This window comes from Pseudomonas sp. GL_090, from assembly GCF_057837765.1.
Map to the genome: position 1 here is coordinate 1,579,558 of NZ_CM174452.1, position 23,702 is coordinate 1,603,259.

At 58.8% G+C, this 23,702-nt stretch carries 22 protein-coding genes and 1 pseudogene; 16 read left to right on the top strand and 7 right to left on the bottom strand.

The features are described from left to right. Position 1 precedes the first annotated feature (1 nt). The gene (locus AC3ITA_RS07035; RefSeq protein WP_095945363.1) at positions 2-778 is read left to right on the top strand and encodes a class II glutamine amidotransferase; all 777 of its coding nucleotides are present in this window, start codon (positions 2-4) and stop codon (positions 776-778) included. 13 nt (positions 779-791) lie between these two features. Next, positions 792-1,334, top strand: a complete 543-nt coding sequence (locus AC3ITA_RS07040) for a DUF2937 family protein (protein ID WP_150673551.1) — start codon at positions 792-794, stop codon at positions 1,332-1,334. Between the two features lie 44 nt (positions 1,335-1,378). Here AC3ITA_RS07040 and AC3ITA_RS07045 read toward each other — a convergent pair whose 3' ends face one another. The 4 genes from AC3ITA_RS07045 to AC3ITA_RS07060 all read right to left on the bottom strand — a co-directional run bounded on the left by AC3ITA_RS07045 (position 1,379) and on the right by AC3ITA_RS07060 (position 7,671). Continuing rightward, positions 1,379-3,490 (bottom strand): TonB-dependent receptor, encoded by a 2,112-nt coding sequence (locus tag AC3ITA_RS07045; protein WP_095945361.1) that lies wholly within the window; start codon positions 3,488-3,490, stop codon positions 1,379-1,381. A 15-nt stretch (positions 3,491-3,505) separates the two neighbouring features. Beyond that, complete coding sequence (locus tag AC3ITA_RS07050) at positions 3,506-4,717, bottom strand: MFS transporter (RefSeq protein ID WP_150673549.1); 1,212 nt, start codon at positions 4,715-4,717, stop codon at positions 3,506-3,508. Next, positions 4,707-6,629, bottom strand: a complete 1,923-nt coding sequence (locus AC3ITA_RS07055) for an IucA/IucC family protein (protein WP_150673548.1) — start codon at positions 6,627-6,629, stop codon at positions 4,707-4,709. The genes AC3ITA_RS07050 and AC3ITA_RS07055 overlap by 11 nt, the downstream gene beginning before the upstream one ends. A gap of 112 nt (positions 6,630-6,741) precedes the next feature. Next, entirely contained in the window at positions 6,742-7,671 is a 930-nt protein-coding gene (locus tag AC3ITA_RS07060) for a LysR family transcriptional regulator (RefSeq protein WP_095945358.1), read from the bottom strand. 146 nt (positions 7,672-7,817) lie between these two features. On the opposite strand from AC3ITA_RS07060, the gene AC3ITA_RS07065 reads away from it, so the two are divergent. The 4 genes from AC3ITA_RS07065 to AC3ITA_RS07080 all read left to right on the top strand — a co-directional run bounded on the left by AC3ITA_RS07065 (position 7,818) and on the right by AC3ITA_RS07080 (position 11,554). Next, on the top strand, positions 7,818-9,104 hold the full coding sequence (locus AC3ITA_RS07065; protein ID WP_489279853.1) for an MFS transporter: 1,287 nt from the start codon (positions 7,818-7,820) through the stop codon (positions 9,102-9,104). A 73-nt stretch (positions 9,105-9,177) separates the two neighbouring features. Next, positions 9,178-9,930: a 5-oxoprolinase subunit PxpA gene (locus tag AC3ITA_RS07070; RefSeq protein WP_414929239.1), complete on the top strand. Its 753-nt coding sequence runs from the start codon at positions 9,178-9,180 to the stop codon at positions 9,928-9,930. After that, the gene (locus AC3ITA_RS07075) at positions 9,927-10,631 is read left to right on the top strand and encodes a 5-oxoprolinase subunit B family protein (protein WP_489279854.1); all 705 of its coding nucleotides are present in this window, start codon (positions 9,927-9,929) and stop codon (positions 10,629-10,631) included. The genes AC3ITA_RS07070 and AC3ITA_RS07075 overlap by 4 nt, the downstream gene beginning before the upstream one ends. Continuing rightward, entirely contained in the window at positions 10,628-11,554 is a 927-nt protein-coding gene (locus AC3ITA_RS07080; protein ID WP_489279855.1) for a 5-oxoprolinase subunit C family protein, read from the top strand. Before AC3ITA_RS07075 ends, AC3ITA_RS07080 begins: the two co-directional genes overlap by 4 nt. 102 nt (positions 11,555-11,656) lie before the next feature. Here the strand turns inward: AC3ITA_RS07080 and AC3ITA_RS07085 are convergent. Then, positions 11,657-12,836, bottom strand: a pseudogene (locus AC3ITA_RS07085) (vWA domain-containing protein). Positions 12,837-12,848: 12 nt separating this feature from the next. Then, entirely contained in the window at positions 12,849-13,694 is an 846-nt protein-coding gene (locus AC3ITA_RS07090; RefSeq protein WP_007984829.1) for an AAA family ATPase, read from the bottom strand. A 205-nt stretch (positions 13,695-13,899) separates the two neighbouring features. Between AC3ITA_RS07090 and AC3ITA_RS07095 the strand changes: the two genes are divergently transcribed. After that, positions 13,900-14,130, top strand: coding sequence for a DUF4160 domain-containing protein (locus AC3ITA_RS07095; RefSeq protein ID WP_095945383.1), 231 nt, complete (start codon positions 13,900-13,902; stop codon positions 14,128-14,130). Next, entirely contained in the window at positions 14,118-14,618 is a 501-nt protein-coding gene (locus tag AC3ITA_RS07100; protein WP_489279857.1) for a DUF2442 domain-containing protein, read from the top strand. The genes AC3ITA_RS07095 and AC3ITA_RS07100 overlap by 13 nt, the downstream gene beginning before the upstream one ends. On the opposite strand, the gene AC3ITA_RS07105 is transcribed toward AC3ITA_RS07100, so the two are convergent. Continuing rightward, a complete protein-coding gene (locus AC3ITA_RS07105) occupies positions 14,615-15,691 on the bottom strand; it encodes an AsmA family protein (RefSeq protein WP_095945352.1) in 1,077 nt (358 codons plus the stop codon). The two genes, AC3ITA_RS07100 and AC3ITA_RS07105, sit on opposite strands and share 4 nt — an antisense overlap. Before the next feature lie 130 nt (positions 15,692-15,821). Here AC3ITA_RS07105 and cysK point away from each other — a divergent pair, with 130 nt between their 5' ends. The 8 genes from cysK (at position 15,822) to AC3ITA_RS07145 (ending at position 23,688) form a co-directional block, all read left to right on the top strand. Then, a complete protein-coding gene (cysK, locus tag AC3ITA_RS07110; protein ID WP_095945351.1) occupies positions 15,822-16,796 on the top strand; it encodes a cysteine synthase A in 975 nt (324 codons plus the stop codon). A gap of 264 nt (positions 16,797-17,060) precedes the next feature. Continuing rightward, on the top strand, positions 17,061-17,999 hold the full coding sequence (locus AC3ITA_RS07115) for an aspartyl/asparaginyl beta-hydroxylase domain-containing protein (RefSeq protein WP_489279859.1): 939 nt from the start codon (positions 17,061-17,063) through the stop codon (positions 17,997-17,999). Between the two features lie 484 nt (positions 18,000-18,483). After that, the gene (locus tag AC3ITA_RS07120; protein WP_224790034.1) at positions 18,484-19,467 is read left to right on the top strand and encodes a glycosyltransferase family 2 protein; all 984 of its coding nucleotides are present in this window, start codon (positions 18,484-18,486) and stop codon (positions 19,465-19,467) included. Positions 19,468-19,471: 4 nt separating this feature from the next. Then, a complete protein-coding gene (gene rfbB / locus AC3ITA_RS07125; protein ID WP_150673542.1) occupies positions 19,472-20,542 on the top strand; it encodes a dTDP-glucose 4,6-dehydratase in 1,071 nt (356 codons plus the stop codon). Continuing rightward, the gene (gene rfbD / locus AC3ITA_RS07130; protein WP_150673541.1) at positions 20,539-21,435 is read left to right on the top strand and encodes a dTDP-4-dehydrorhamnose reductase; all 897 of its coding nucleotides are present in this window, start codon (positions 20,539-20,541) and stop codon (positions 21,433-21,435) included. The genes rfbB and rfbD overlap by 4 nt, the downstream gene beginning before the upstream one ends. A 2-nt stretch (positions 21,436-21,437) precedes the next feature. After that, positions 21,438-22,322 (top strand): glucose-1-phosphate thymidylyltransferase RfbA, encoded by an 885-nt coding sequence (gene rfbA / locus AC3ITA_RS07135; protein WP_150673540.1) that lies wholly within the window; start codon positions 21,438-21,440, stop codon positions 22,320-22,322. Next, positions 22,322-22,867: a dTDP-4-dehydrorhamnose 3,5-epimerase gene (gene rfbC, locus AC3ITA_RS07140; RefSeq protein ID WP_095945346.1), complete on the top strand. Its 546-nt coding sequence runs from the start codon at positions 22,322-22,324 to the stop codon at positions 22,865-22,867. The genes rfbA and rfbC overlap by 1 nt, the downstream gene beginning before the upstream one ends. Further along, a complete protein-coding gene (locus AC3ITA_RS07145) occupies positions 22,867-23,688 on the top strand; it encodes an ABC transporter permease (RefSeq protein ID WP_150673539.1) in 822 nt (273 codons plus the stop codon). The genes rfbC and AC3ITA_RS07145 overlap by 1 nt, the downstream gene beginning before the upstream one ends. Positions 23,689-23,702 lie beyond the last annotated feature (14 nt).

The following is a 23,702-nucleotide window of genomic DNA, read 5'->3' on the forward strand; positions in this document are numbered from 1 at the left end:
CATGTGTGAGTTATTGGGCATGAGCGCCAATGTCCCGACCGATATCGTGTTCAGCTTCACCGGGCTGATGCAGCGCGGCGGGCGCACCGGCCCGCACCGCGATGGGTGGGGCATTGCCTTCTATGAAGGCCGTGGGCTGCGGCTGTTCCAGGACCCGGCGGCGAGCTGCGAGTCGGAAGTCGCGAACCTGGTGCAGCGTTATCCGATCAAGAGCGAAGTGGTGATCGGGCACATCCGTCAGGCCAACGTCGGCAAGGTCTGCCTGTCCAACACGCATCCATTCGTTCGTGAGCTGTGGGGGCGCAACTGGTGTTTCGCCCATAATGGCCAGTTGGCGGACTTTCAGCCAGCGGCCAGTTTCTATCGCCCGGTCGGCGATACCGACAGCGAAGCGGCGTTCTGCGATTTGCTCAACCGTGTGCGCGCGGCCTTCCCCGAACCGGTCGAGGTCGAAGCATTGCTGCCGGATCTGGTGGCCGCTTGCGCCGAGTACCGCAGTAAAGGCGTGTTCAACTGCCTGCTCAGCGACGGCGACTGGCTGTTCTGCTATTGCTCGACCAAACTGGCGCAAATCACCCGGCGCGCACCGTTTGGCCCGGCGCGCTTGAAAGATGTCGACGTAATCGTCGACTTTCAGGCCGAAACCACGCCGAACGATGTGGTGACCGTCATCGCCACCGAACCCTTGACCGAAAACGAAACCTGGACCCGTTACGAACCGGGTCAATGGAGCCTGTGGCGACGCGGCGAATGCGTCAGCCAGGGCCAGACCTCATAAGGATTCAACCCCCATGTTGCTCAGTTATCTACGGCTGGTGTTGTTTGCGGCGGGCCTGTTGATCGGTGTCCAGGTGCCGGGGTTCATCAGCGATTACGCCAAGCGGGTCGAGGCGCATCTGATCGAGGCGCAGGCCAGTCTGAGTGGCTTCCAGAACACCGCCACTCAGTTCTTCAAGGGGGATATGCAGGCTCTGGTCGCGCATTACCGCGCCAGCGAAGACCCGATCTTTCGCAGCGATGCCGACAGCCTGGGCAACCTGCTGACCCGTCAGGTGGCGCTGGACAAGCAATTCCAGGCGATGCAGGGCCCGTGGTACATCCGCTTCCTGCAAGTGGTGCTGGCCGCCGATCCGGATATCCGCAAGGAAACCTGGAATGGCTACAGCTACCAGATCCTGTTGACGCCCGAAGCAATGGTCTGGGGCATGAGCGGCGCGTTGCTGCTGTCGTTCGGGATCGAGTGCCTGTTCCGGCTGATTGACTGGGTGGTGTTGGGCGGCAAGCGTCTGCGCCAGAGCCGACCGATCGAAGAGCGGGATTTGCGCGGCTTGTAACACCGTCGAACGTCAAGGAGCCGGCAAGCCGGCTCCTTGTTTGATTACCAATCTATCGAATAGGTCATGCTCAAGGTACGCCCTTCGGCGTTGGGGTATGGCGCTCTGGCGTTGGCCTGGGCGAACAGGTTGACGTATGTGCGGTCGGTCAGGTTGTACACCCCGCCTTCCAGGCGACCGACCGGCAAGTCCACGGAGCCGAGCAGGTCCACCAGTGTATAGCCTTCGATGTCGCGCCCGTTGTTGTCCTTGGCGGCGGCGTCGTAACTGGCCAGGTGCATGCCTTGCAGGCGCAGGGAGTAATCGTCTTCGGTGTAGCCGACGAACAGCGTGGTCTTGGCCGGTGAAATGCGTGTCGCCGGCAGATCGATCCATTTCCCGTTCTGCTGGGTTTCGCCTTTGGCCCAGGCATAGGTGCCACCTACCGACCATTGATCGGTCGCGCGGTAGGTCAGGCTGTTTTCGATGCCGCGAACCCGTTCCTTCTGATTGATCAGGCGCAAGACACGGCTATTGGCATCGTAGAACTGGGTCACGTCCGAGGTGTTTTCATAGACGGTGACGTCGGCTTGCCACCGGTCCCAGTCACCGCGCCAGCCCAACTCGTAGCTGTCGACCTTGAGGGCCTGGGCGTTGAGGCTCTGGATGTCGAAGGTGCTGCTCACGTCACGCAAGAAGCGCTGGATGTCCGGCAGCGAAAACCCCTGGCTGTAATTGGCGAAGACGTCCTGATGTTCGCTCAGGTGATAGACCGCGCCCAGGTTATAGAGCGTGGCGTCGTATTTGAGGGTGTCGCCGGGCAGGATGGCGCGTACGCCGGTCTGGACGATCTGACCATAGGCGATGCTGTCGGAGACCTCGCTTTCGATCCATTCGCGGCGCACACCGCCACGCAAGGTCCAGTCACCGATGTCCCAGGACATCTGCCCGAACAGCGCCTTGGTGGTGGTTTCGATATCCGGGCCCATCTCGTATGTGGTGCCGGTCTTGGTGTAGGTCAGCCCTTTGAGGGTGTATTGGTCACCGCGCTGGCGGGAGCGTTCGTGATCGTAGTCGGCGCCCCAGACCAGGTTACCCGTGGCGTTGCCGATGGCCGGCAACGGCGTGTCGATGGCGGCACGCAGGCCGTACACATCCTGCACGCTGTTGTTGTCGGCGATCCCGGCCTTGCCCCGCGACAGGTCCGGGAAGAACAGCGCGTCGGCCCGGCGCCAGTAACTTTCCAGTTGCAGGCCCTGGCCGTAGAAGTCGTTGTCGGTGTAGTTGAGGTTGGCCGCCTGGTTATGGGTGTAGGGCTGGTCGTCGAGTTTCAGTCCTTTGACCGCCACGGCCTCTTGCAGGTTTTTCGGGTCTTTTGTGTAGTCGGTGTCCTGCTGGTCCTTGTAGTCCTGCAGCGACAGGCTGAGTTTCTTATCGGCATCCAGTTCGTAACCGAAACGACCTTGCAGGTCATAGGTGTCGGTGTCCATGTTGCTGCCCTGGGATGTGTCCTGAGGGATGCGATTGCCGTTGCCGTCGTACTGATCGTTGCGCTGGGTCAGGTCGGCGGACAGGTACCAGTCCAGGGCATCCTTGCGCCCGGTCACACTCTGAAAGGCCTCGTAGGCAAAACCCTTGCTGTTGAGGTTGTTGCCGGTGGTCAGGCCCAGTTTACTGCTGTAGGCAAGGTCCTGACCCTGGTTGCGCTTGGTGATGATGTTGATGATGCCGCCCGAAGCACCGGCGCCATAGATGCTGCTGGCACCGGAAACCACCTCGATGCGTTCGATACTGGCCGGCGCGATGCTGTTGAGCTGGCGGAAGTTGTCACGCGTGGCGTTCTGCGACACGCCGTCGATCAACACCAGCATGTTGCGCCCGCGCAGGGTCTGACCGAAGTTGCTCATCCCGCCGCTGGACGGCGCCAGGCCGGGAACCAGTTGCCCCAGGATGTCGGAGACCCGACGCCCGGCGCCACTCTGTTGGCGGATCTGCTGTTCGTCGATCACCTGTACCGAGCCTGGAATCGAGGCAATGGTCGCTTCGCTGCGCGTCGCGGAAACGACGGTGGCCTGCATGTTCAATGTGCCGGGTTGCTGCTCGGTGTCCTCGGCCCAGGCCTGGGCGCCGACGGAGCCGAGCAATGGAATCAACAGGGAAAGTTTGGTTCGGGTCATGAGTTAGTCTTTTTTTTAGTCGTGATAAGTGTGGGTGGATAAAATTGCGGGGGCAGGCGTGGAGGTGAATGAGCGCACCCAACGGATTCCGATGGCAGCCAGTGCGTAGGTCAGCGCCACCAGCCAGAAACTGTGGGCCAGGCCGACCAGCCCCATGCCGATCCCGCCGAGGACGGCACCGAGCAGGGCGCCAGCCTTGGCCGCGCTGTTGCCCAGGCCGAGGGCAAACCCCTGCTGGCTTGAAGACACGGTGTTGGCGATCAGCGCATAGGCGACGGGGAGCAGTGCGCCTTGCCAGATGCCCCAGACCAACCGGCTGACGAGAAAACCCAGCCATTCGCTGGCCAGTGCCGTGGCCGCGAGCGTCAGGGCGCAGAGCCAGGCAACGCATTCGATGACACGCAAGGTGTAAGCCGGCTGCCAGCGGTCGAACAGACGCCCCCACAGCGGTGCGGAGATGGCCAGGGTCGCGGCGCTCGCCGCGTAAGTAGCGCCGATCAGCCAGCCCGGCGCGCGTAGAATTTCGGCGACGTACAGCGCGTAGAAGGGTTGCGGCATCATCTTCGCGGCTTGAATCAACACGATCACCAACAGGATTCCACTGAGCCAGCCTTTTGGCAGGGCCACAGGCGCAACCGTTTTCTTCATCGAGGCTCGCGCCTTGTCGGCCGGCAGGAAAAAACTCCCCAGTGCACACAGCAGGCAAATCGCCGACGCGCCATAACAGAGCAGGGCAAACCCCGAGATGTCCATCAGCCAGCCGCCCAGTACCGGGCCGATCAGCGAGCCGACGGCGGTTGCCGATTGCAGGCGGGCCAGGGTGTGACCGCGCCGGGAACTGTCGCAGCAGGCCAGGGCATAGGCTTGCGCGGCGGCGAGAAATCCGGCCAATGCGCCTTGCATCACGCGAATGCCCACCAGCAGCCACGGGTCGAGGGTAATCGCCGCCAGCCCCTGGCATAGTGCAAGTGCCAGCAACGCCCGAACGATCATCGGCTTGTGCCCGGTGCGATCACCCAACCGTCCCCATGCGGGCGTCAGCAGCATGGCCGCCAGCATCGGACCGGCATACACCAGCGCCGATAGCAGCGCCGTGTAGCCGGCACCCGCTGGCCCAAGCAGATGCTGGATCTGCAAGGGCCAGAACGGGCCGCTCATTTCCATGGCGCCCATGGAGACAAACTGGATGACGATCAGCAGTCGCAACGCACGACCATCAGCGAGCATGGGCATTGGTTCGCAGCGGATTACTCAGGCGTCCGACGATGTCGGCGTGGCTGTCGTGCAAGCGCATGCGCATGAACGATTTGGCCGGCCAGTCCTGTTCAAGCAGGGCGTGACGCTCGCTTTCCCAGCGTGCCGGTTCGACGTGTTCGCGCACGTTCTCGAAGCACTGTTCAACGTGCGTGGCCAGGCGACCCCAAAGGCTGTTTTCCGGCACATTCCAGTGGCGGGCGCAGAGCAACGTCAACTCGCCGAGGTGGCACATGAACGTGGTGTGCAGGAGCTTGTCGCGGACAAAACCGGCGTCGTCGTACAGGGTCATTTTCGGATCGTGCAGCTGGATATCCAGACCCTTGGCGTGCAGGGTTTTGCGATCGATGCGAATGTCGCCGAAGTCACGCAGCAGCAGCCGATTCAATTGCCCGTCAGCGCCCATCACCATGAAGCTGTTTTGCTGGTGCGCTTCGAAGGCTACGCCGTACTTCAGGTAGATGCCCAGCAGGCTCGGGACGGCAATCGACAGGTAATCATCGAAGAACGCCAGCATGGCTTCGCTGTCGTCACGACCCTGAGCCAGTTGCACCCAGTCGCGCAGCAACGGTTGTTCGAATTCGTTGACGGCGAACAGGCTGCCGACCGGCACGGCCAGCTCGCCTTCTTGCAGCAGGGTCAGAGGGTTGTCGCGGTACAACACGGCGGCATGCCGGGACCGTTCGTCATTGGCCGGTTGTGGCGCGTAATGAACGCCGATGCGTTCCGGCACGATGTTCAGCAGGCGCTGAATCCGCGGTTCATGATCGAGAATCTGCAGTATCAGTTGGCTGATGCGCGGTCCCATCCGGGCCGAGCGCGGTGACACGGTGCGCTGCACGCTGGTCAGGCGCAAGGCCACCGGCAGTTTGACCATCGGCGCAACGCGGCTGGCCTCTGGTACGACCGTGCGGAAGGACATGGTCGGGTGGCCGGTGAAGGCAACGATGTCGGTGACGATCAGCAGGTTGTCGGCGATCTCGCCGGCGAACGAACTGGACAGTTCTTCATTGACTTGCCATGGGTGCGACGGCAGCGGGAGGTAGTCCGTTACCTCCAGGCCCCGTTGCTGCAAATGGCGCTGCAAATGCTCGGCGGCCTGCGGGAAGTGGCCCTGCCACCAGTCCCAGTAATCGGCGGTGCCGGCCAGTGACTCGACGTGTGCGTACTGACGGTGCAGGGCGCACAGCACAATCGGAAAACTCGCTTCGAATTCCGGCGAGAACGCGATGACCTGCGCAGCGCTCAAGCCCAGTTTGGTCTTGTAGTTCGGGTGCCAAGGGTGGCCGAGCGTGCCCCACTGTTCGAGCAATGACGTCGGGTTCTGATGGTCGGGGCTGGCTTTGAGCCAGGCAAGCAGATTGTCGTTGTGCTCGGTGTCGATCTGCTCTCTCAGGCGCTCGGTCCATCCATGGTGGAACGCCAGGCACAGGGTGTCGTTGCTGTAGCTGTCGTCCAGCTCGCGGGCCAAACGCTCCAGTACCTGTGGGGAGGCGGGCGGGTTGAGCTGAGTGCTGAGGTGCGCGAGCAGTTCGCTGGGCAACTGGATTTTGTGGGGCAGGCCGTCGGGGGTGTGCAGGACGATGCTGCCGCGAACGTCCCAGCTGTTCATTCTTCCGCCCGACAGGTGATCGAAGCAAAGCTGCGCACCGTCGCCAAGCGGCAGCCAGCAACGACTGTCATCGTCGTATTCGCAGGCATCGGGGTTGATCAGACCTTCTCGAAACAGTGCCTGGATCAGGCGTTGGAAGCTGCGCTGCGCGGCGGGCTCCAGGGCATTGCTCAAGTGGTCGAGGGTGATGCGGTGGGACTGGAAGGCCGGAGTGCCGAGTGCTTCGCTCCAGTTTGAGAGCAATTGCTGCTGTTTTTGCGTGTAAGCGCGCATCGAGTCCGACTCCTTCTGGACAGTGATTTAGCTGAATGCGCGCAGAGAATACATTTTCAAAATATTAATGCAAATGATAGCAATTACTACTTATGACGTTTAGAGCTCCTTTTCAGAGGCCGGCCAGGGGTTTGCTCAAAACCATGTAGTGCTCCCCCACCCTCTGCGCATAGTGCTCCACCACGTGCTGACACAGCGTCACGATCTCTTCGACCAGCTCTGCACCGACCCGCCATGACACCACCACTTGCAGGTTGGGCGGGCGTTGGTCGATGGCCAGCAAGGTCAATTCCCCCCGCTCCAGTTCCTCGGCCACCAGTACCGGCGGCAAAGCGCCGACGCCGAAACCGTCGCGCAACAAACGGGTGATGGCCGACACCGAATTCACGCAGTTCAGTCGCGGTGTCATGACACCATTGGCCTGCATCAGCGCCAGCACTTCCTGATGCGGATGGGAGTTTTTCGAATAAGTGATGATCCGCTCACGCGCCAGTTCGGCGACGTTCATGTAATTGCGGTTGTAGATCGAGTTACTGGCGACGATCCAGCCCATGGGGTGGCTGGCCAGCTCCAGGCTGCGCACGCTCTCCTGGCGCAATAGATCGGTTTGCAGGATTACATCGAGGAAGCCTTTTTGCAGCTGATCGCAGAGGTTGAGCGAGGTATCGGCCACCAGCTCGATTTCCACCAACGGGTAGTGATCGGTCATCTGCGCCACCAACGGGCTGAGCCAGGTGTGGATCACCGTGTCCATCACGCCGATGCGCACCCGTCCGGCCTTGCTCGAACGGGTCTCGATCGACTGCTTGAGTGCCTGCATGGTGTCCATCATCTGCTCGGCATAATCGAGCACTTTCAGGCCTTCCGGCGTCAGGCTCACACCGCGCGAATCCCGCAGAAACAGCTTTACCCCGAGCTCGCCTTCAAGCACTGCGATGCGGCTGGAGATCGAGGCCTGAGTGGTGAAGAGCTTGTCGGCGGTCAGGCGGAAACTCTTGAGTCGGGCGACCCAGACAAAGGTCTCGAGAAACTTCAGGTTCATGGGATAAAGATTTCTTATGTCTAAGGCGGGTTTTTATTAGTTGGACGCAGCAGGGGCGCGCATCCAAGAATCGACGCATCCGGTTCCCACGATAGGCGTCGTCGGGGCTCAGAACAATACCAATAAAATCAGCGCGGAGATTTGCCATGAGTGCGCCCGACACCCCCTTCATTGCGAAAGCCTCGTCCCGTCCGGGACCTTTCGACTGGTATCGCAATATCAATCAGCAGGAACGCCGCACCTTCTGGAGCTGCAAGATCGGTTATGGCCTGGACGGCATGGACACCCAGATGCTCAGCTTCGTGGTGCCGACCCTGATTGCCATGTGGGGCATCACCACCGGCCAGGCCGGGCTGATTCACACCAGCACGCTGATCGCTTCGGCCATCGGTGGCTGGGTGGCGGGGATTCTCTCCGACCGCATCGGTCGTGTGCGCACCTTGCAACTGACCGTGCTGTGGTTTGCCTTCTTCACCTTCCTCTGCGGCTTTGCCCAGAGCTACGAGCAACTGCTGATTGCACGGACCCTGATGGGCTTCGGTTTCGGCGGCGAGTGGACGGCCGGCGCGGTGCTGATTGGCGAGGTGATCCGTGCCCAGGACCGTGGCAAGGCGGTTGGCATGGTGCAATCCGGCTGGGCGCTGGGTTGGGGGCTGACGGCGATTCTGTATGCGCTGCTGTTCTCGGTATTGCCACCGGAAGACGCCTGGCGCGCGCTGTTCATCCTTGGCATCGTGCCGGCGATCTTCGTGATCTTCGTCCGCCGTCTGGTCAAGGACCCGGAAATCTACCGTGAAGCCAAGGCGAAACAGGAGCCGAGCAACCCGTCGAAGTTCTACGAGATCTTCGCCCCCGGCATGCTCTTCACCACGATTCGCGCTTCGTTGCTGACCACCGGCGCGCTGGGTGGCTACTACGCGATCACGTCCTGGTTGCCGACCTTCCTGAAGAACGAACGGGGTTTGAGCGTACTCAATACCAGCGGTTATCTGGCGATGGTGATCATCGGGTCCTACTTCGGTTATGTCATCAGCGCCTATTTGACCGACATCCTCGGACGTAAAAAGAACTTCATCCTGTTCGCCGTCGGCTCGTTCACCATTGTGTTGCTGTACACCCAACTTCCGGTCAGCAACGGCGTGATGCTATGGCTGGGCTTTCCGCTGGGCTTCTTTGCCTCGGGGATTTTCAGTGGCATGGGCGCATTCCTGACCGAGTTGTTCCCCACGCGCATTCGCGGTTCGGGCCAGGGTTTTTGCTACAACATCGGTCGGGCACTGGCGGCGTTGTTCCCGCTGCTGATCGGCCTGCTCAGCCAGACAGTACCGCTGAGTGTGGGCATCGGTGCCTTTGCGGCGGTTTCCTACGGCGTGGTGATCCTCGCGGCCCTGAGTTTGCCGGAAACCCGTGGCAAGCAACTCGATGCCCAGTAACTGATAACCTGCGGGGCTGTCTTATGGATATGTCCCGCAGCTGAAAAGAATAAAGCCTACAGGAGTGTTCAGCGTGAGCCGCCTGCTATTGAACTGCGACATCGGCGAGAGTTTCGGCAGCTGGACCATGGGTCTGGACGCGGAAATCATGCCCTTCATCGATTGCGCCAACATCGCCTGCGGTTTCCACGCCGGCGACCCGAGCATCATGCGCAAGACCGTCAGCCTGGCCCTCGGCCACGGTGTGCAAGTTGGCGCGCATCCGGCCTATCAGGACCTGGTGGGGTTCGGCCGTCGTTCCATGGCCTATGCCACCCAGGAGCTTCAAGACATCCTGCATTACCAGATCGGCGCCCTCGACGGCATCTGCCGAGCCCAGGGTGGACGGGTCAGCTACGTCAAACCCCATGGCGCGATGTACAACGACATGATGGCCAACCCGGCGCAGCTGCGTGCGGTGCTGCAAGCGGTAGCGTCCTATGACCGCAACCTGCCGTTGATGTTGATGGCCACCCGCGACAACAGCGTCGCCCAACAACTGGGCGATGAATACGGCGTGACCCTGTGGTTCGAAGCCTTCGCCGACCGCGCCTACGACAGCGCCGGCAGACTGGTGTCGCGACAACTGCCGGGGGCGGTTCATCACGATCCGGAAAAGATCATCGAGCAGGCGCTGACCATCGCCCGTGGCGATCCGCTCACCGCCAGCGACGGCAGCGCCCTGCACTTGCAGGCCAACACCTTGTGCGTGCACGGCGACAACGCCAGCTCGGTCGCTGCCGTGCAACGCATCCGTGAAGCCTTGAACCGGCAGAGCGCGTCATGAAGCCGCGGGTAGAAGTGGTGGCGCTGGATTGCCTGATGGTGCGCCTGTTCGATGAAATCGCCGAAACCAACATGCCGTGGATGCTGGCAGCCAGTGAAAGTCTGCGCACGGCGTTCGCCGGGCATCTGATCGATCTGGTGCCGTCCTACACAACGTTGATGGTGCATTACGACCTGACCGCGTTGAGTCCGAACCAGGCCCGGGAACTGATCGCCGAAGCCTTGATCGACCTGACGCCCAACGCGCGCACTCGTGGCACCTGCCATGTGTTGCCGGTGTGGTACGACTTGAGCGTCGGCCCGGAATTGAGCCTGTTGTCGCAGCGCAGCGGGCTGCCGGTAGAGGAGGTGATCCGTCGCCACAGCGCGCATGAATATCAAGTGTTCGCGCTGGGTTTTGCCCCGGGCTTCGCCTTCATGGGGCTGGTGGAAGAGGTGCTCGCCGCGCCGCGCCTGAGCACGCCACGCAAGAAAGTCGCCGCCGGCAGTGTCGGCATCGCCGAACGACAGACAGCGGCCTACCCGGTGGTGTCGCCGGGCGGCTGGAATTTGATCGGCCGCACGCCGGCCAAATTGTTCGATCGCCACCGTGACGGCTACAGCCTGATGCAACCCGGTGACACGGTACGGTTCGAAGCGGTCGGCCATGCCGAATTCATTAACCTGGGCGGTGACGACACGCCACTGGAGGCCATGGCATGAGCCGTCTGACGATTGAAGTGAGTACGGCGCTGTGCCTGTTGCAGGATGCCGGTCGATTCGGCGTGCGGCATCTGGGCGTGACCCAGGGCGGAGCGGCCGATTGGCGTTCGATGGCCTGGGGTAACTGGCTGTTGGGCAACGGACTGGATGCGCCGGTAGTCGAAATCACCCTCGGCGGGTTCACTGTCGTTGCCGAGGAAGACTGCATGCTGGCCCTGGCTGGAGCGGATCTGGGTGCGCAGGTGGACGGCGAAGTGCTGGCCCCATGGCGCAGTTTCAGGTTACACAAAGGCCAGCGTTTGCAATTCACCCGCCCGTTGCTCGGCGCCCGGGCCTATCTGGCGGCGCCGGGCGGGTTTGATGCACCGAAAGTGCTGGGCAGCAGCGCGACGGTAGTCCGTGAAGAGCTCGGCGGCCTGGACGGAATGGGCCATGCGCTGGGCAAAGGCGCGACCTTGAACTACTCGGGGAATTCGCTGGTATTACTGCGGGAGTTGCCGAGCCGATGGGTGCCGGATTTCACTCGCGAGCCATTGCTGGATCTGGTGCTTGGTGCGCAGAACGGCGAGTTCAGCGGGCAGAGCCTGTTCGATGCGTTCAACAGCGTGTGGAGCCTCGACAGTCGTGCCGACCGGATGGGCATTCGCCTGTTGGGTACGGCGCTGCAGTACCAGGGCAAACCGATGATTTCCGAAGGCATTCCGTTGGGGGCGGTCCAGGTGCCGCCCGACGGGCAGCCGATTGTGCTGCTCAATGATCGGCAGACCATTGGTGGATATCCGCGATTGGGAGCGTTGACGCCATTGGCGCTGGCGCGGCTGGCGCAGTGTTTGCCGGGTGCGCGGGTGCGGTTGCGGCCGGTGGTGCAGGAAGTGGCGCACCGCGAGCAAATCGAGTATTTGCGCCGCTTCAACAACAGCTAAAAGCATCGCGAGCAGGCTCGCTCCCACAGGGATCTTATGCACGACAAAGATCCAATGTGGGAGCGAGCCTGCTCGCGATGGCGTCAGACCAGACAACAAAGATTACTTGGAAAGAAACCGCATCCCTTCTTCCAACCCGCGAAGAGTCAGCGGATACATCTGGTCCTCAATCAAATCCCGCACGATGTTGGTCGACGAGGTATAGCCCCAGGTGTCCTTCGGATACGGGTTGATCCAGATGAGCTTCTTGTACTTCTCCTTGAACCGCTGCATCCACACGTAACCGGCTTCTTCGTTCCAGTGCTCGACGCTACCGCCCGGCTGGGTGATTTCATAGGGCGCCATGGCGGCGTCGCCGATGAAGATCACCTTGTAGTCGGCGCCGTACTTGTGCAGCAGGTCCATGGTCGACGTGCGCTCGGAGGTGCGACGCATGTTGTTCTTCCACACCGATTCATAAATGAAGTTGTGGAAGTAGAAGTACTCCAGATGCTTGAACTCGGTCTTGCAGGTCCGAGAACAACTCCTCGCAAATCTTCACGTGGGCGTCCATCGAGCCGCCGATGTCGAACAGCAACAACAGCTTGACGGTGTTGCGCCGCTCCGGCCGCATCTGGATGTTCAGCAGGCCGGCATCCTTGGCGGTGTGGTCGATGGTGCCATCGATGTCCAGCTCTTCCGCCGCGCCCTGACGGGCGAACTTGCGCAAGCGCCGCAGGGCGACCTTGATGTTGCGCGTACCCAGCTCGACGGAATCGTCGAGGTTCTTGTATTCGCGCTGGTCCCAGACCTTGGCCGCCTTGCCCTGGCGCTTGCCGGCATCGCCAACCCGAATGCCTTCCGGGTTGAAACCGCCGGAGCCGAACGGGCTGGTGCCCCCGGTGCCGATCCACTTGTTGCCACCGGCATGGCGTTCCTTCTGTTCTTCGAGGCGTTTCTTGAACTCTTCGATCAGCTTGTCCAGGCCACCGAGGGACTGGATCGCCGCCCGTTCTTCATCGGTCAGCGAGCGCTCGAACTCCTTGCGCAGCCAGTCTTCGGGGATCAGCGCCTGCAGGTGATCGTCGAGCTTTTCCAGACCGTTGAAGTAAGCACCGAACGCTCGGTCGAACTTGTCGAAATGCTTTTCGTCCTTCACCAGGATCGTCCGGGACAGGTAATAGAACTCGTCCATGTCGGCGAACGTCACGCGCTGTTTCAGCGCGTTGATCAGGTCCAGCAGTTCACGCACCGAGACCGGTACCTTGGCTGCGCGCATTTCATTGAACAGGTTGAGCAGCATGGCATCAGCCTCTTAGCGGGTGCCGCGACGGCTCATGAACGCCAGTCGCTCCAGCAGTTGCACGTCCTGTTCGTTTTTCACCAGCGCACCGGCCAGAGGCGGGATGGCCTTGGTCGGATCGCGCTCGCGCAGCACCGCTTCGCCGATATTGTCGGCCATCAGCAGCTTCAGCCAGTCCACCAGCTCGGAGGTCGAAGGCTTCTTCTTCAGGCCCGGCACCTTGCGCACGTCGAAGAACACGTCCAGCGCTTCGCTGACCAGATCTTTCTTGATGTCCGGGTAGTGCACGTCGACGATCCGCTGCATTGTCACGCGGTCGGGGAAGGCGATGTAGTGGAAGAAGCAGCGGCGCAGGAAGGCGTCCGGCAGCTCCTTTTCGTTGTTGGAGGTAATAATGATGATCGGGCGCTTCTTGGCCTTGATGGTCTCGTCGATCTCGTAAACGTAGAACTCCATCTTGTCGAGTTCTTGCAGCAGGTCGTTGGGGAATTCGATGTCGGCCTTGTCGATCTCGTCGATCAGCAGGATGACCCGCTCTTCGGATTCGAAGGCTTCCCAGAGCTTGCCCTTTTTCAGGTAGTTGCGAACGTCGTGGACCTTTTCCGTGCCAAGCTGCGAATCGCGCAGGCGGCTGACCGCGTCGTACTCGTACAGGCCCTGGTGGGCCTTGGTGGTGGATTTGATGTGCCAGGTGATCAGCTTGGCGCCAAAGGATTCGGCCAGTTGCTCGGCGAGCATGGTCTTGCCGGTGCCCGGTTCGCCCTTGACCAGCAACGGCCGCTCCAGGGTGATGGCGGCGTTGACCGCCAGCTTCAGGTCATCGGTGGCGACGTAGGCCTGGGTGCCTTCGAACTTCATCTGCTAATCCTCGAACGGTAACGCCGACCTGAAGGAGGCAGGGCGGGGGCGCAATAAAATGGTCAGCCCCGACTATAACGCGGTGCCCGGTCGACTGTGAACGCAGACGGCTTATTCAGTCTCTGAATGGGGCGTCACATCTTGACTCAGTCTCGGTTGCTGGCCAGTATAGAGATATCGCCATTTTGGCGATAGCATGCCGGGCATGTCTACAAAACACCGATTTCGAGATACATACCGCATTCAGTTGCGCGAAAAAAATCATCCACCGCCACATGTTCATCTGACGGGTGGCGGACTGGACGTCATGTTGAGCCTGGAAACTGTCGAAGTGATGATGGGCAAGGCACCGCCGCTGATTCTCAGGGAAGCTCTGGAGTGGGTCAGAGCTCACCAGACTCAATTGCTGGAGGATTGGAAACGATGCTACCCATGAAACGACCACGGCTATCGGCAGTGCAAGCGTTGTCGGATTATCGTTTGGCGCTGACATTTATCGATGGCCAGCAACTGATACTCGATTTGAGCCGTGACCTGCAGGCCTATCCAGGCCTGCAACCTTTACAGGGAGTCGCTTTTGAGGAGGCGGTGTCGGGTGACGATGGCTGGAGTGTCGAATGGCCTGAGCTTGATATCCAGATTGGCGCAGACACTCTCTACCTGGATGCCTTGGCGCAAAATGCAGCCGACGAGAACACCCGAATCTTTATCGATTGGCGTGCTCGCACCGGGTTACCGCTTAATCAGGCGGCTGAAGCGCTGGGGGTCAGTACCCGCAGTATCACCCGATACAGCAGTGGTCGCGAAGCGGTGCCGCGATCGTTAGCCCTGGCCTGTCTGGGTTGGGATTTCCTGCAACAGCAATCGAATTCGCCCCGTGCGGCAGAAGACACTGGCCGATATATCGTCACGCGCAAAAATTAGCCTGCATCCGGCTGGGGCTGTTCATACCGCGCATTGAACGCCTGGATGAATCCATTGCGTAAAATCTGCAAAAAAGCCTGGAATGCGCTGACATCTTGCTGATGTACATTGCCCTTGAGTTCGACCCGTGTCGCAAACTGGTTTTTGCCCTGGTTTTTCAAGAGGGTCTCGGTACCGCCGACGAGAGCTTCCCAAATCGAGCGGAACAGTCCTTTGTCCTTGTTTTCCACATCCTGCTGCCAGTTGAACACATCAACATCGCGTAGCAGTGGCTTGATGTAGCCGGTCAGTCGCCCCTTGCTGGCCGAGGCTTCGATCACCACGTCGCCATGGCCTGCATTGAAGTCGAACTTGCCGTAGGCCGCGGCGAAGTCGTTCAAGCGCTTGAGCTCGATATCCGTGGTGCGCAAGCGAAACTCGAAGTCTTCGAAGTCGCTCAATGGATCGAAAGTGGCCGTGGTTTCCAGTGGCGCGTGCCCCAGCAGCAGCGCTTTGCCTTCGAAGCGCGCATCACGCTTGCCTTTGGTGTCGACTATGTTGGTCAGGTTGTGGATGTTGGCATCCACTTTTGTGGCATTCATGTTCACGGGTGGTTTGGAATTGAAGTTGCGAAAACTGATCTTGCCGTCGCTGATCCGCACTTCGTTCAGGGTAATGGGCAGCAACTTGCCTAATTGAGCACGCCAGTCGGTGCCTTCGCCGGTCTGGGAATTTTGCTTGTTGGCCCCGCCGTCGACGAAATTGACCTCGGGATTGATGAACTGCACCTTGGCCACCACCGCATGGTCGTACCAGAGCGAACGCCAACTGACCGAGAGGTCGACCAGCGGCGCGTTGACGAAAGGCACTGGCACCTTGCCGTCGATCTTGACGATTTTCAGTCCGTTGATTTTGTAGGCGCCGCGCCAAAGGGCCAGGTCCACGTCGGTGATCTGGCCGCGGTAGTCACCCATGTTCGCCAGCCGCTCATTGAGGTAGTCGCGCACCAGATAGGGCAAGGCGATGTGGAGCGTTATCAGCAACATAACGAGGCCGATGAGGGTCCCCAGGGGCCAGCTGTATCGACGTTTCATGGCGGCAAATCTCTGGCGATCTAAAGCCATTGACTGCACTGATAAGCGGACGTTCGACCTGACTGGACGCCTGCGGGCAAGAGGGCTTACCTTGATGCCCTATTTCAATGCTGTCGTTAAGGACCCAGCCATGAGCCGCATTTTCGTTGACAACGCCCACTCCATCGGCAACACGCCGCTGGTGCAGATCAATCGCATTGCGCCGCGTGGTGTGACCATCCTGGCCAAGATCGAAGGGCGCAACCCGGGTTACTCGGTCAAGTGCCGGATCGGCGCGAACATGATCTGGGATGCCGAGGGCAGTGGCAAACTCAAACCGGGCATGACCATCGTCGAACCCACCTCCGGCAATACCGGCATCGGCCTGGCCTTTGTGGCCGCCGCCCGTGGCTACAAACTGATGCTGACCATGCCGGCGTCCATGAGTATCGAGCGCCGCAAGGTGCTCAAGGCTCTGGGGGCCGAACTGGTGTTGACCGAGCCGGCCAAAGGCATGAAGGGCGCCATCGAGAAAGCCGGTGAAATCGTTGCCGGCGACCCGTCGAAGTACTTCATGCCGGCGCAATTCGACAACCCGGCCAACCCGGCCATCCACGAAAAAACCACCGGCCCGGAAATCTGGAACGATACCGACGGCGCGGTCGACGTACTGGTGGCAGGCGTCGGAACCGGTGGAACCATCACCGGCGTTTCGCGGTATATCAAGAATACCCAGGGCAAACCGATACTCTCGGTGGCGGTGGAACCGGTGGTGTCGCCGGTGATCACCCAGGCCCTGGCCGGTGAGGAAATCAAGCCAAGCCCGCACAAGATCCAGGGTATCGGTGCCGGTTTTGTGCCGAAGAACCTCGATTTGTCGATCGTCGACCGGGTGGAACTGGTCAGTGACGAAGAGTCCAAGGCCATGGCCTTGCGCTTGATGCAGGAAGAAGGAATCTTGTGCGGGATTTCCTGTGGCGCCGCCATGGCGGTAGCCGTAAGACTGGCCGAGACCCCGGAAATGCAGGGCAAGACCATCGTCGTGATTCTGCCGGACTCCGGTGAACGTTACCTGTCGAGCATGCTGTTCAGTGATCTGTTTACCGAGCAGGAGAATCAGCAGTAAGCGCTGAACATTGGCGGGTCGTGGCTGGTGGTGACGGTTGAGGCGTTGTCGCTGGTTGCGATCCATTGATCTGGTCCGGCTGATGATGGATTTTCATCAGCCAGCGTTCAGGCACCTTATGTTAATGAGTGCTTTGTTGCACATTCATTAACAAAGAATGTTGAAAAGTGCAGGTTTTCACCGGGGCAGTAGTCTTTATCGTGCTGGCAGCCACGTCGGGCAATGGACGTGGTGCGGTGTCGTTTATCTTCAAAGGAGTTGTTGATGACCTTATCGGTTGCCGCGAAGGCCTCGTTGTTGTTGGTGTTTCTCGGTAGCACTCTCTATGTGCATTTGCGCGGCAAGGCGCGTCTGCCGGTTTTGCGCCAGTTCGTTAACCATTCGGCACTGTTCGCCCCCTATAACGCTTTGATGTACCTGTTTTCCGGTGTGCCTTCGAAACCGTATCTGGATCGCAGCAAGTTCCCGGAACTGGATGTGCTCAAGGACAACTGGGAGGTGATTCGCGACGAAGCGATGCACTTGTTCGACGAGGGGTATATCCGCGCGGCGGCAAAGAACAACGACGCCGGTTTTGGCTCGTTCTTCAAGAAGGGCTGGAAGCGTTTCTATCTCAAATGGTATGACAAACCGCTGCCTTCCGCCGAAGCCTTGTGCCCGAAGACCGTGGAACTGGTCAGCGGCATTCCCAGTGTCAAAGGCGCCATGTTCGCGCTGCTGCCGGGCGGCAGCCACCTCAACCCGCATCGTGATCCGTTTGGCGGTTCCCTGCGTTATCACTTGGGCCTCTCCACCCCCAATTCCGATAATTGCCGCATCTTTGTCGACGGTCAGGTTTACGCCTGGCGCGATGGTGAAGACGTGATGTTCGACGAGACTTACGTGCACTGGGTCAAGAATGAAACGCCAAAGACCCGTGTCATCCTGTTCTGCGATATCGAACGTCCGCTGAGCAATCGCTTCATGACCCGCATCAATCGCAGTGTCAGCGCCTGGCTGGGCCGCGCCACTGCCCCTCAGAACCTGGACGACGAACGTGTGGGCGGCATCAACCAGGTCTACGCCTGGAGCAAGAACTCCAGCGATAAATTCAGTGGCGTGGTCAAACAGTGGAAACGCCTTAACCCCAAGGCATATCGCGCTTTTCGGCTGGTTTTGGCCGCAGCGGTATCTGGATTGCTTGTCTATTGGTTGTTTGTCTGAGCTGTCCCGCCGGATAGGAAAAAAGACCGCCGAACGGCGATCTTTCTTTCGGTAATGTGGGAACTTTGTTACAGCTTTGTAGTACGATTCGTCCCCGTAAACGCCCTGAGACTACAGTGGTAACCCTGTGTCGGATTTATGTCGTCTCAGGCTCCACTGGTCTTGTTGGCCTGTATTTTGCTTTGAAATTTGAGTTCGTTTTACATGGAGTTTGTACGCGAGATGTTCGAAACCTCACTTAAATCAGGCTGAAAGCCAAGAAGGATGTGCTCAAGAACGCAGTCCCAGCCCAGTGGAGATACCGCTGATGGCCGGGTGCAGTGTTGCTTGAGATGTTGTGTGGGAATTCGGATGTGCAGTTCTGACTCCGCTTGCGCTGCCTGAATAATCAAGCTCTGAAAACGATTCGAATCCTTATCGTGTTGATTTTAATAAAGAAGTACTAATTGACATTACACCTGTCATGTACACGGAAGGAGATTTTGTGGGTATCTTGGGATCCAGCTTTCTTCATTCTTGCGCCGGTACCACGTTGAGTGATTGCCGAACTGAAAAAGTCGCAATTCTGATGTGTTCCTACAATGGAGAATCGTTTTTAGCCGAGCAGCTTGAGTCGTTTCAGCAGCAGTCTCATTGTGACTGGACTGTCTATGTCTCGGACGATGGCTCCCAGGACCGGACGCTGGACATCCTTCAAGTCACGACGACCCAGTGGGGGGCGGGGCGTCTCCAGGTTATCGAAGGGCCTGGTCGAGGCTTCGTCGCAAACTTCCTTTCGCTCACTTGTCGGACAGACATTCACGCAGACTTCTATGCGTGGGCTGATCAGGACGATATCTGGAAGCAAGAAAAACTCGAGAAGGCAATAGCCTGGCTGAAGTCAGCCCCGGAAGGTGTGCCGGCCCTTTACTGTGGGCGTACCGAACTGATTTGCGAATCAGGTTTTTCTTTTGGCTACTCTCCCAAATTTGCTCTTGCGCCGCACTTTTCCAATGCGCTCGTGCAAAATATCGGGGGCGGCAACACAATGGTTTTTAACCAGGCCGCACGCGCGTTGCTGCAAGAGGCAGGCGACAATCTGAATGTACCTTCGCATGACTGGTGGGCGTATCAGTTGATTTCCGGTGCGGGTGGCGCTGTCCACTATGACCCTGTACCAACGGTGCTATACCGTCAGCACAATGAAAACGTGGTAGGGACCAACTCCAGTTGGCTGGCACGCCTCAAGCGCTTGCGCATGGCGTTCAGGGGTCTTTTTTACGAATGGAATACTCAAAATATTCATGCTTTGGAATCTATGCGTCATCGATTGAGCCAAGAGCATCGGGTGAAGCTTGATCAATTCAAGGCAGCGCGTAGCAAACCACTTTTACCAAGGATTCTGGGTTTCAAGCGTGCCGGTCTGTACCGGCAGACGGTCGCTGGAAACCTGGGGCTGATCCTCGCAACTTTACTGAAAAAGATCTAAATCAATGACTATCTTAGTAACTGGCGGTGCAGGTTTCATCGGTGCGAACTTCGTATTGGACTGGCTGGCTCAGTCTGATGAGACTGTGGTCAATCTGGACAAGCTGACCTATGCAGGCAACCTGGATAACCTCAGCAGCCTGGCCGGTAACGAGCGGCACGTATTTGTGCGTGGTGATATCGGTGACAGCGCCCTGGTGGCCCGCCTGCTGGAAGAGCATCAACCTCGCGCAATCCTGAACTTCGCCGCCGAGTCGCACGTTGATCGCTCCATTCACGGTCCGGAAGACTTCATTGAGACCAACATCGTTGGTACGTTCCGCTTGCTGGAAGCCGTGCGCGCTTACTGGAAGGGCCTGGCATCCGATGCGCAGCAGTCGTTTCGCTTCCTGCATGTGTCTACCGACGAAGTCTATGGCTCGCTGGCCAAGGATGAAGCCGCGTTCAGCGAAAGCCACCAGTACGAGCCGAACAGCCCTTACTCGGCCAGCAAGGCCGCCAGTGATCATCTGGTACGTGCCTACCATCACACCTATGGCCTGCCGGTACTGACGACGAACTGCTCGAACAACTACGGGCCGTATCACTTCCCGGAAAAACTCATTCCGCTGATGATCGTCAACGCACTGGCCGGCAAGGCATTGCCTGTCTACGGTGATGGCCAGCAGATTCGTGACTGGCTGTATGTCAAAGACCACTGCAGCGCCATTCGTCGCGTGCTGGAAGCCGGCATCGTGGGTGAGGTCTATAACGTGGGCGGCTGGAACGAAAAGCCGAACCTGGACATCGTGCACACGGTCTGCGCCTTGCTCGACGAGATGCGTCCACGCGCCGACGGTCAGCCTTACAACGCTCAAATCACCTACGTGACCGATCGTCCCGGGCATGACCGCCGTTATGCCATCGACGCTCGCAAGCTTGAGCGCGAACTGGGCTGGAAACCGGCAGAAACCTTTGAAACCGGCATCCGTAAAACCGTCCATTGGTACCTGGATAACCAGGATTGGGTCAGCAATATCCAGTCCGGTGCTTATCTTCAGTGGGTGGAGAAAAACTACGCCGGACGTACTGCATGAAAATTCTATTGCTCGGTAAAAACGGCCAGGTCGGGTGGGAGTTGCAACGCAGTCTTGCCCCGCTAGGTGAGTTGCTCGCACTGGACTCCCGCAGCCCGGATTACTGTGGCGATCTGAATGACCTGGCGGGGCTCGCCGCCACCGTACAGCGCTTTGCGCCCGACGTTATTGTCAATGCCGCGGCGTATACCGCTGTCGACAAGGCTGAAAGCGAATCGCAGCAGGCGCATCGGGTGAATGCCGAAGCGCCGGCAGTGCTGGCCCGGGAAGCGTTGGCTCTGAATGCCTTGCTGGTGCATTACTCCACGGACTATGTATTCGCCGGCGACGGTGAAACCCCTTGGCGGGAAAGTGATCCGGTCGCACCGTTGAGTGTCTATGGCTCCAGCAAACTCGCGGGCGAGCAGGCGATTCAGGCCAGTGGCTGCACGCACCTGATTTTCCGTACCAGTTGGGTGTATGCCGCACGAGGCAACAACTTCGCCAAGACCATGCTGCGCCTGGCCCGTGAGCGCGAGAACTTGAACGTCATCGACGATCAGTTCGGTGCACCGACCGGGGCGGAGCTGTTGGCCGACGTCACTGCCCATGCTGTGCGCAGCACCCTCGCAAGCCCGGAACTGAGCGGGCTCTACCATCTTGCGTCCTCAGGTGAAACCACCTGGTGCCGCTATGCGCGCTTTGTGCTTGAACGAGCCGAGTTGGCAGGCGTGGACTTGAAAGTCTCCCCGACGCAGGTCGGAGCGATTGGTACTGAAGCATACCCAACGCCAGCAAAACGTCCGTACAACTCCCGCCTCGATACCCATAAACTGCGAAACGCCTTCGCGCTGAACCTGCCTGATTGGCAAGTCGGTGTGGCACGGATGCTTACAGAAATTCTAGAGAAGTGAATATGTTCAATCGTAAAGGAATCATCCTGGCCGGCGGCTCGGGAACTCGACTGCACCCTGCAACATTGTCCATCTCCAAGCAATTGCTGCCGGTATACGACAAGCCGATGATTTACTACCCGCTGAGCACCCTGATGCTGGCCGGTATCCGCGATATCCTGATCATTTCCACGCCGCAAGACACCCCGCGCTTCGAGCAACTGCTAGGGGATGGCGCCCGTTGGGGCTTGAACATTTCCTATGCGGTGCAGGCGTCGCCGGATGGTCTGGCACAGGCATTCATCATTGGCGAGGATTTCATCGGTAACGATCCGTGCGCCTTGGTGCTGGGCGACAACATCTATCACGGCCATCATTTCAACGAACTGTTGCAGAGCGCCATGGAGCGCGTCGACGGGGCCAGTGTTTTTGCCTACCACGTCAACGACCCGGAACGTTACGGGGTGGTGGAGTTCGATGCTCAAGGCAAGGCGATCAGCCTGGAAGAGAAACCGCTCCAGCCAAAGTCGAACTACGCCGTGACCGGTCTGTACTTCTACGACAAGCAAGTTGTCGAGATTGCCAAAAGCATCAAGCCGTCGCCCCGTGGCGAACTGGAAATTACTGACCTTAACCGCATTTATCTTGAGCAAGGCAACCTGTCCGTGGAAATCATGGGCCGCGGTTACGCCTGGCTGGATACGGGCACCCACGACTCGCTCCTGGAGGCCAGTCACTTCATTGCCACACTTGAGCATCGCCAGGGTCTCAAAGTCGCCTGCCCGGAAGAGATTGCCTTCCGCCAGAAGTGGATCGATGCCGAACAGCTTGAAAAACTCGCTGCTCCGCTTTCGAAAAACGGCTATGGCCAATATCTCAAGCGTCTCCTGCAGGAGACGATTTTCTGATGAAAGCCACACCATTAGCCATCTCCGATGTTGTGTTGTTCGAACCTAAAGTGTTTGGTGATCCGCGCGGGTTCTTCTTTGAAAGTTTCAATCAGCGCGCTTTTGAAGAGGTAGTGGGGCGTTCCGTTCATTTCGTACAGGACAATCACTCTCGCTCAACCAGGGGCGTATTACGCGGCCTGCACTATCAGGTACAACAGCCCCAGGGGAAACTCGTTCGCGTTGTCCAGGGCGAAGTGTTTGATGTGGCCGTTGATATTCGTCGTGACTCCGCGACATTCGGGCAGTGGGTCGGCGCTTATTTGTCAGCGGAAAACAACCATCAGCTATGGGTGCCCGAAGGTTTCGCCCATGGATTTGTCGTGCTCTCGGACACCGCGGAATTCCTTTACAAGACCACGGACTTCTACGCGCCATCCCATGAGCGGTGCATACGCTGGGATGACCCGGCACTGGGTATCGATTGGCCGATAAATGAGCCTCCGGCACTGTCGGCGAAAGATGCACAAGGCGCTTTGTTGGCGCAGGCTGAGGTGTTTGGTTAATGCAACATTTTTCGACTTCTCCGATCGAAATGGTTGCCAGTTTCTGGCGTAACCGCGCACTGATTGCCGCGCTCACCAAGCGAGAAATATTGGGTCGTTACCGGGGCTCCAGTCTTGGTTTGTTTTGGTCGTTGTTTAACCCGATATTAATGCTTGGGGTTTACACCTTCGTATTCAGCGTTGTCTTCAATGCAAGATGGGGAGGGCACGAAGAGGGGTCTAAAACAGAATATGCCTTGGTGTTGTTTGCCGGTCTAATTGTTTTTAACGTGTTCTCGGAGTGCGTCGGGCGTGCCCCAAGCTTGATACTGACGAACGTGAACTATGTGAAAAAAGTTGTTTTCCCATTAGAGGTTCTTCCTTGGGTATCGATGGGCGCCGCACTGTTTCATAGTTTAATTAGTATTGTCGTGTGGCTGGTGTTTTATTCCGTGTTCTTCGGCGTGCCTCATTCAACTGCGTTGTTTCTGCCTTTTGTCATGTTGCCCTTGTTAATGTTTTCAATGGGGATCTCTTGGGCTCTGGCTTCGCTGGGAGTATATTTGCGTGATATTACGCAAGTCATCGGTGTCGTGATTACAATGCTGATGTTTCTCTCAGGAATATTTTATTCCGTTTCGTCATTGCCTACCGAATACCAACAAATCATGCAGATGAACCCACTTGTTCCAATTATTGAGCAAGCAAGGGCTGTGTTGATTTGGGGGGAATGGCCGAATTACCTGGTATTGCTGGGCTATTCTGCTGGCGCATTGACCTTTTCATGGCTTGGCTTTGCCTGGTTCCAGAAAACGCGAAAGGGATTTGCCGATGTCCTCTGAAGAGAAAATGCAGG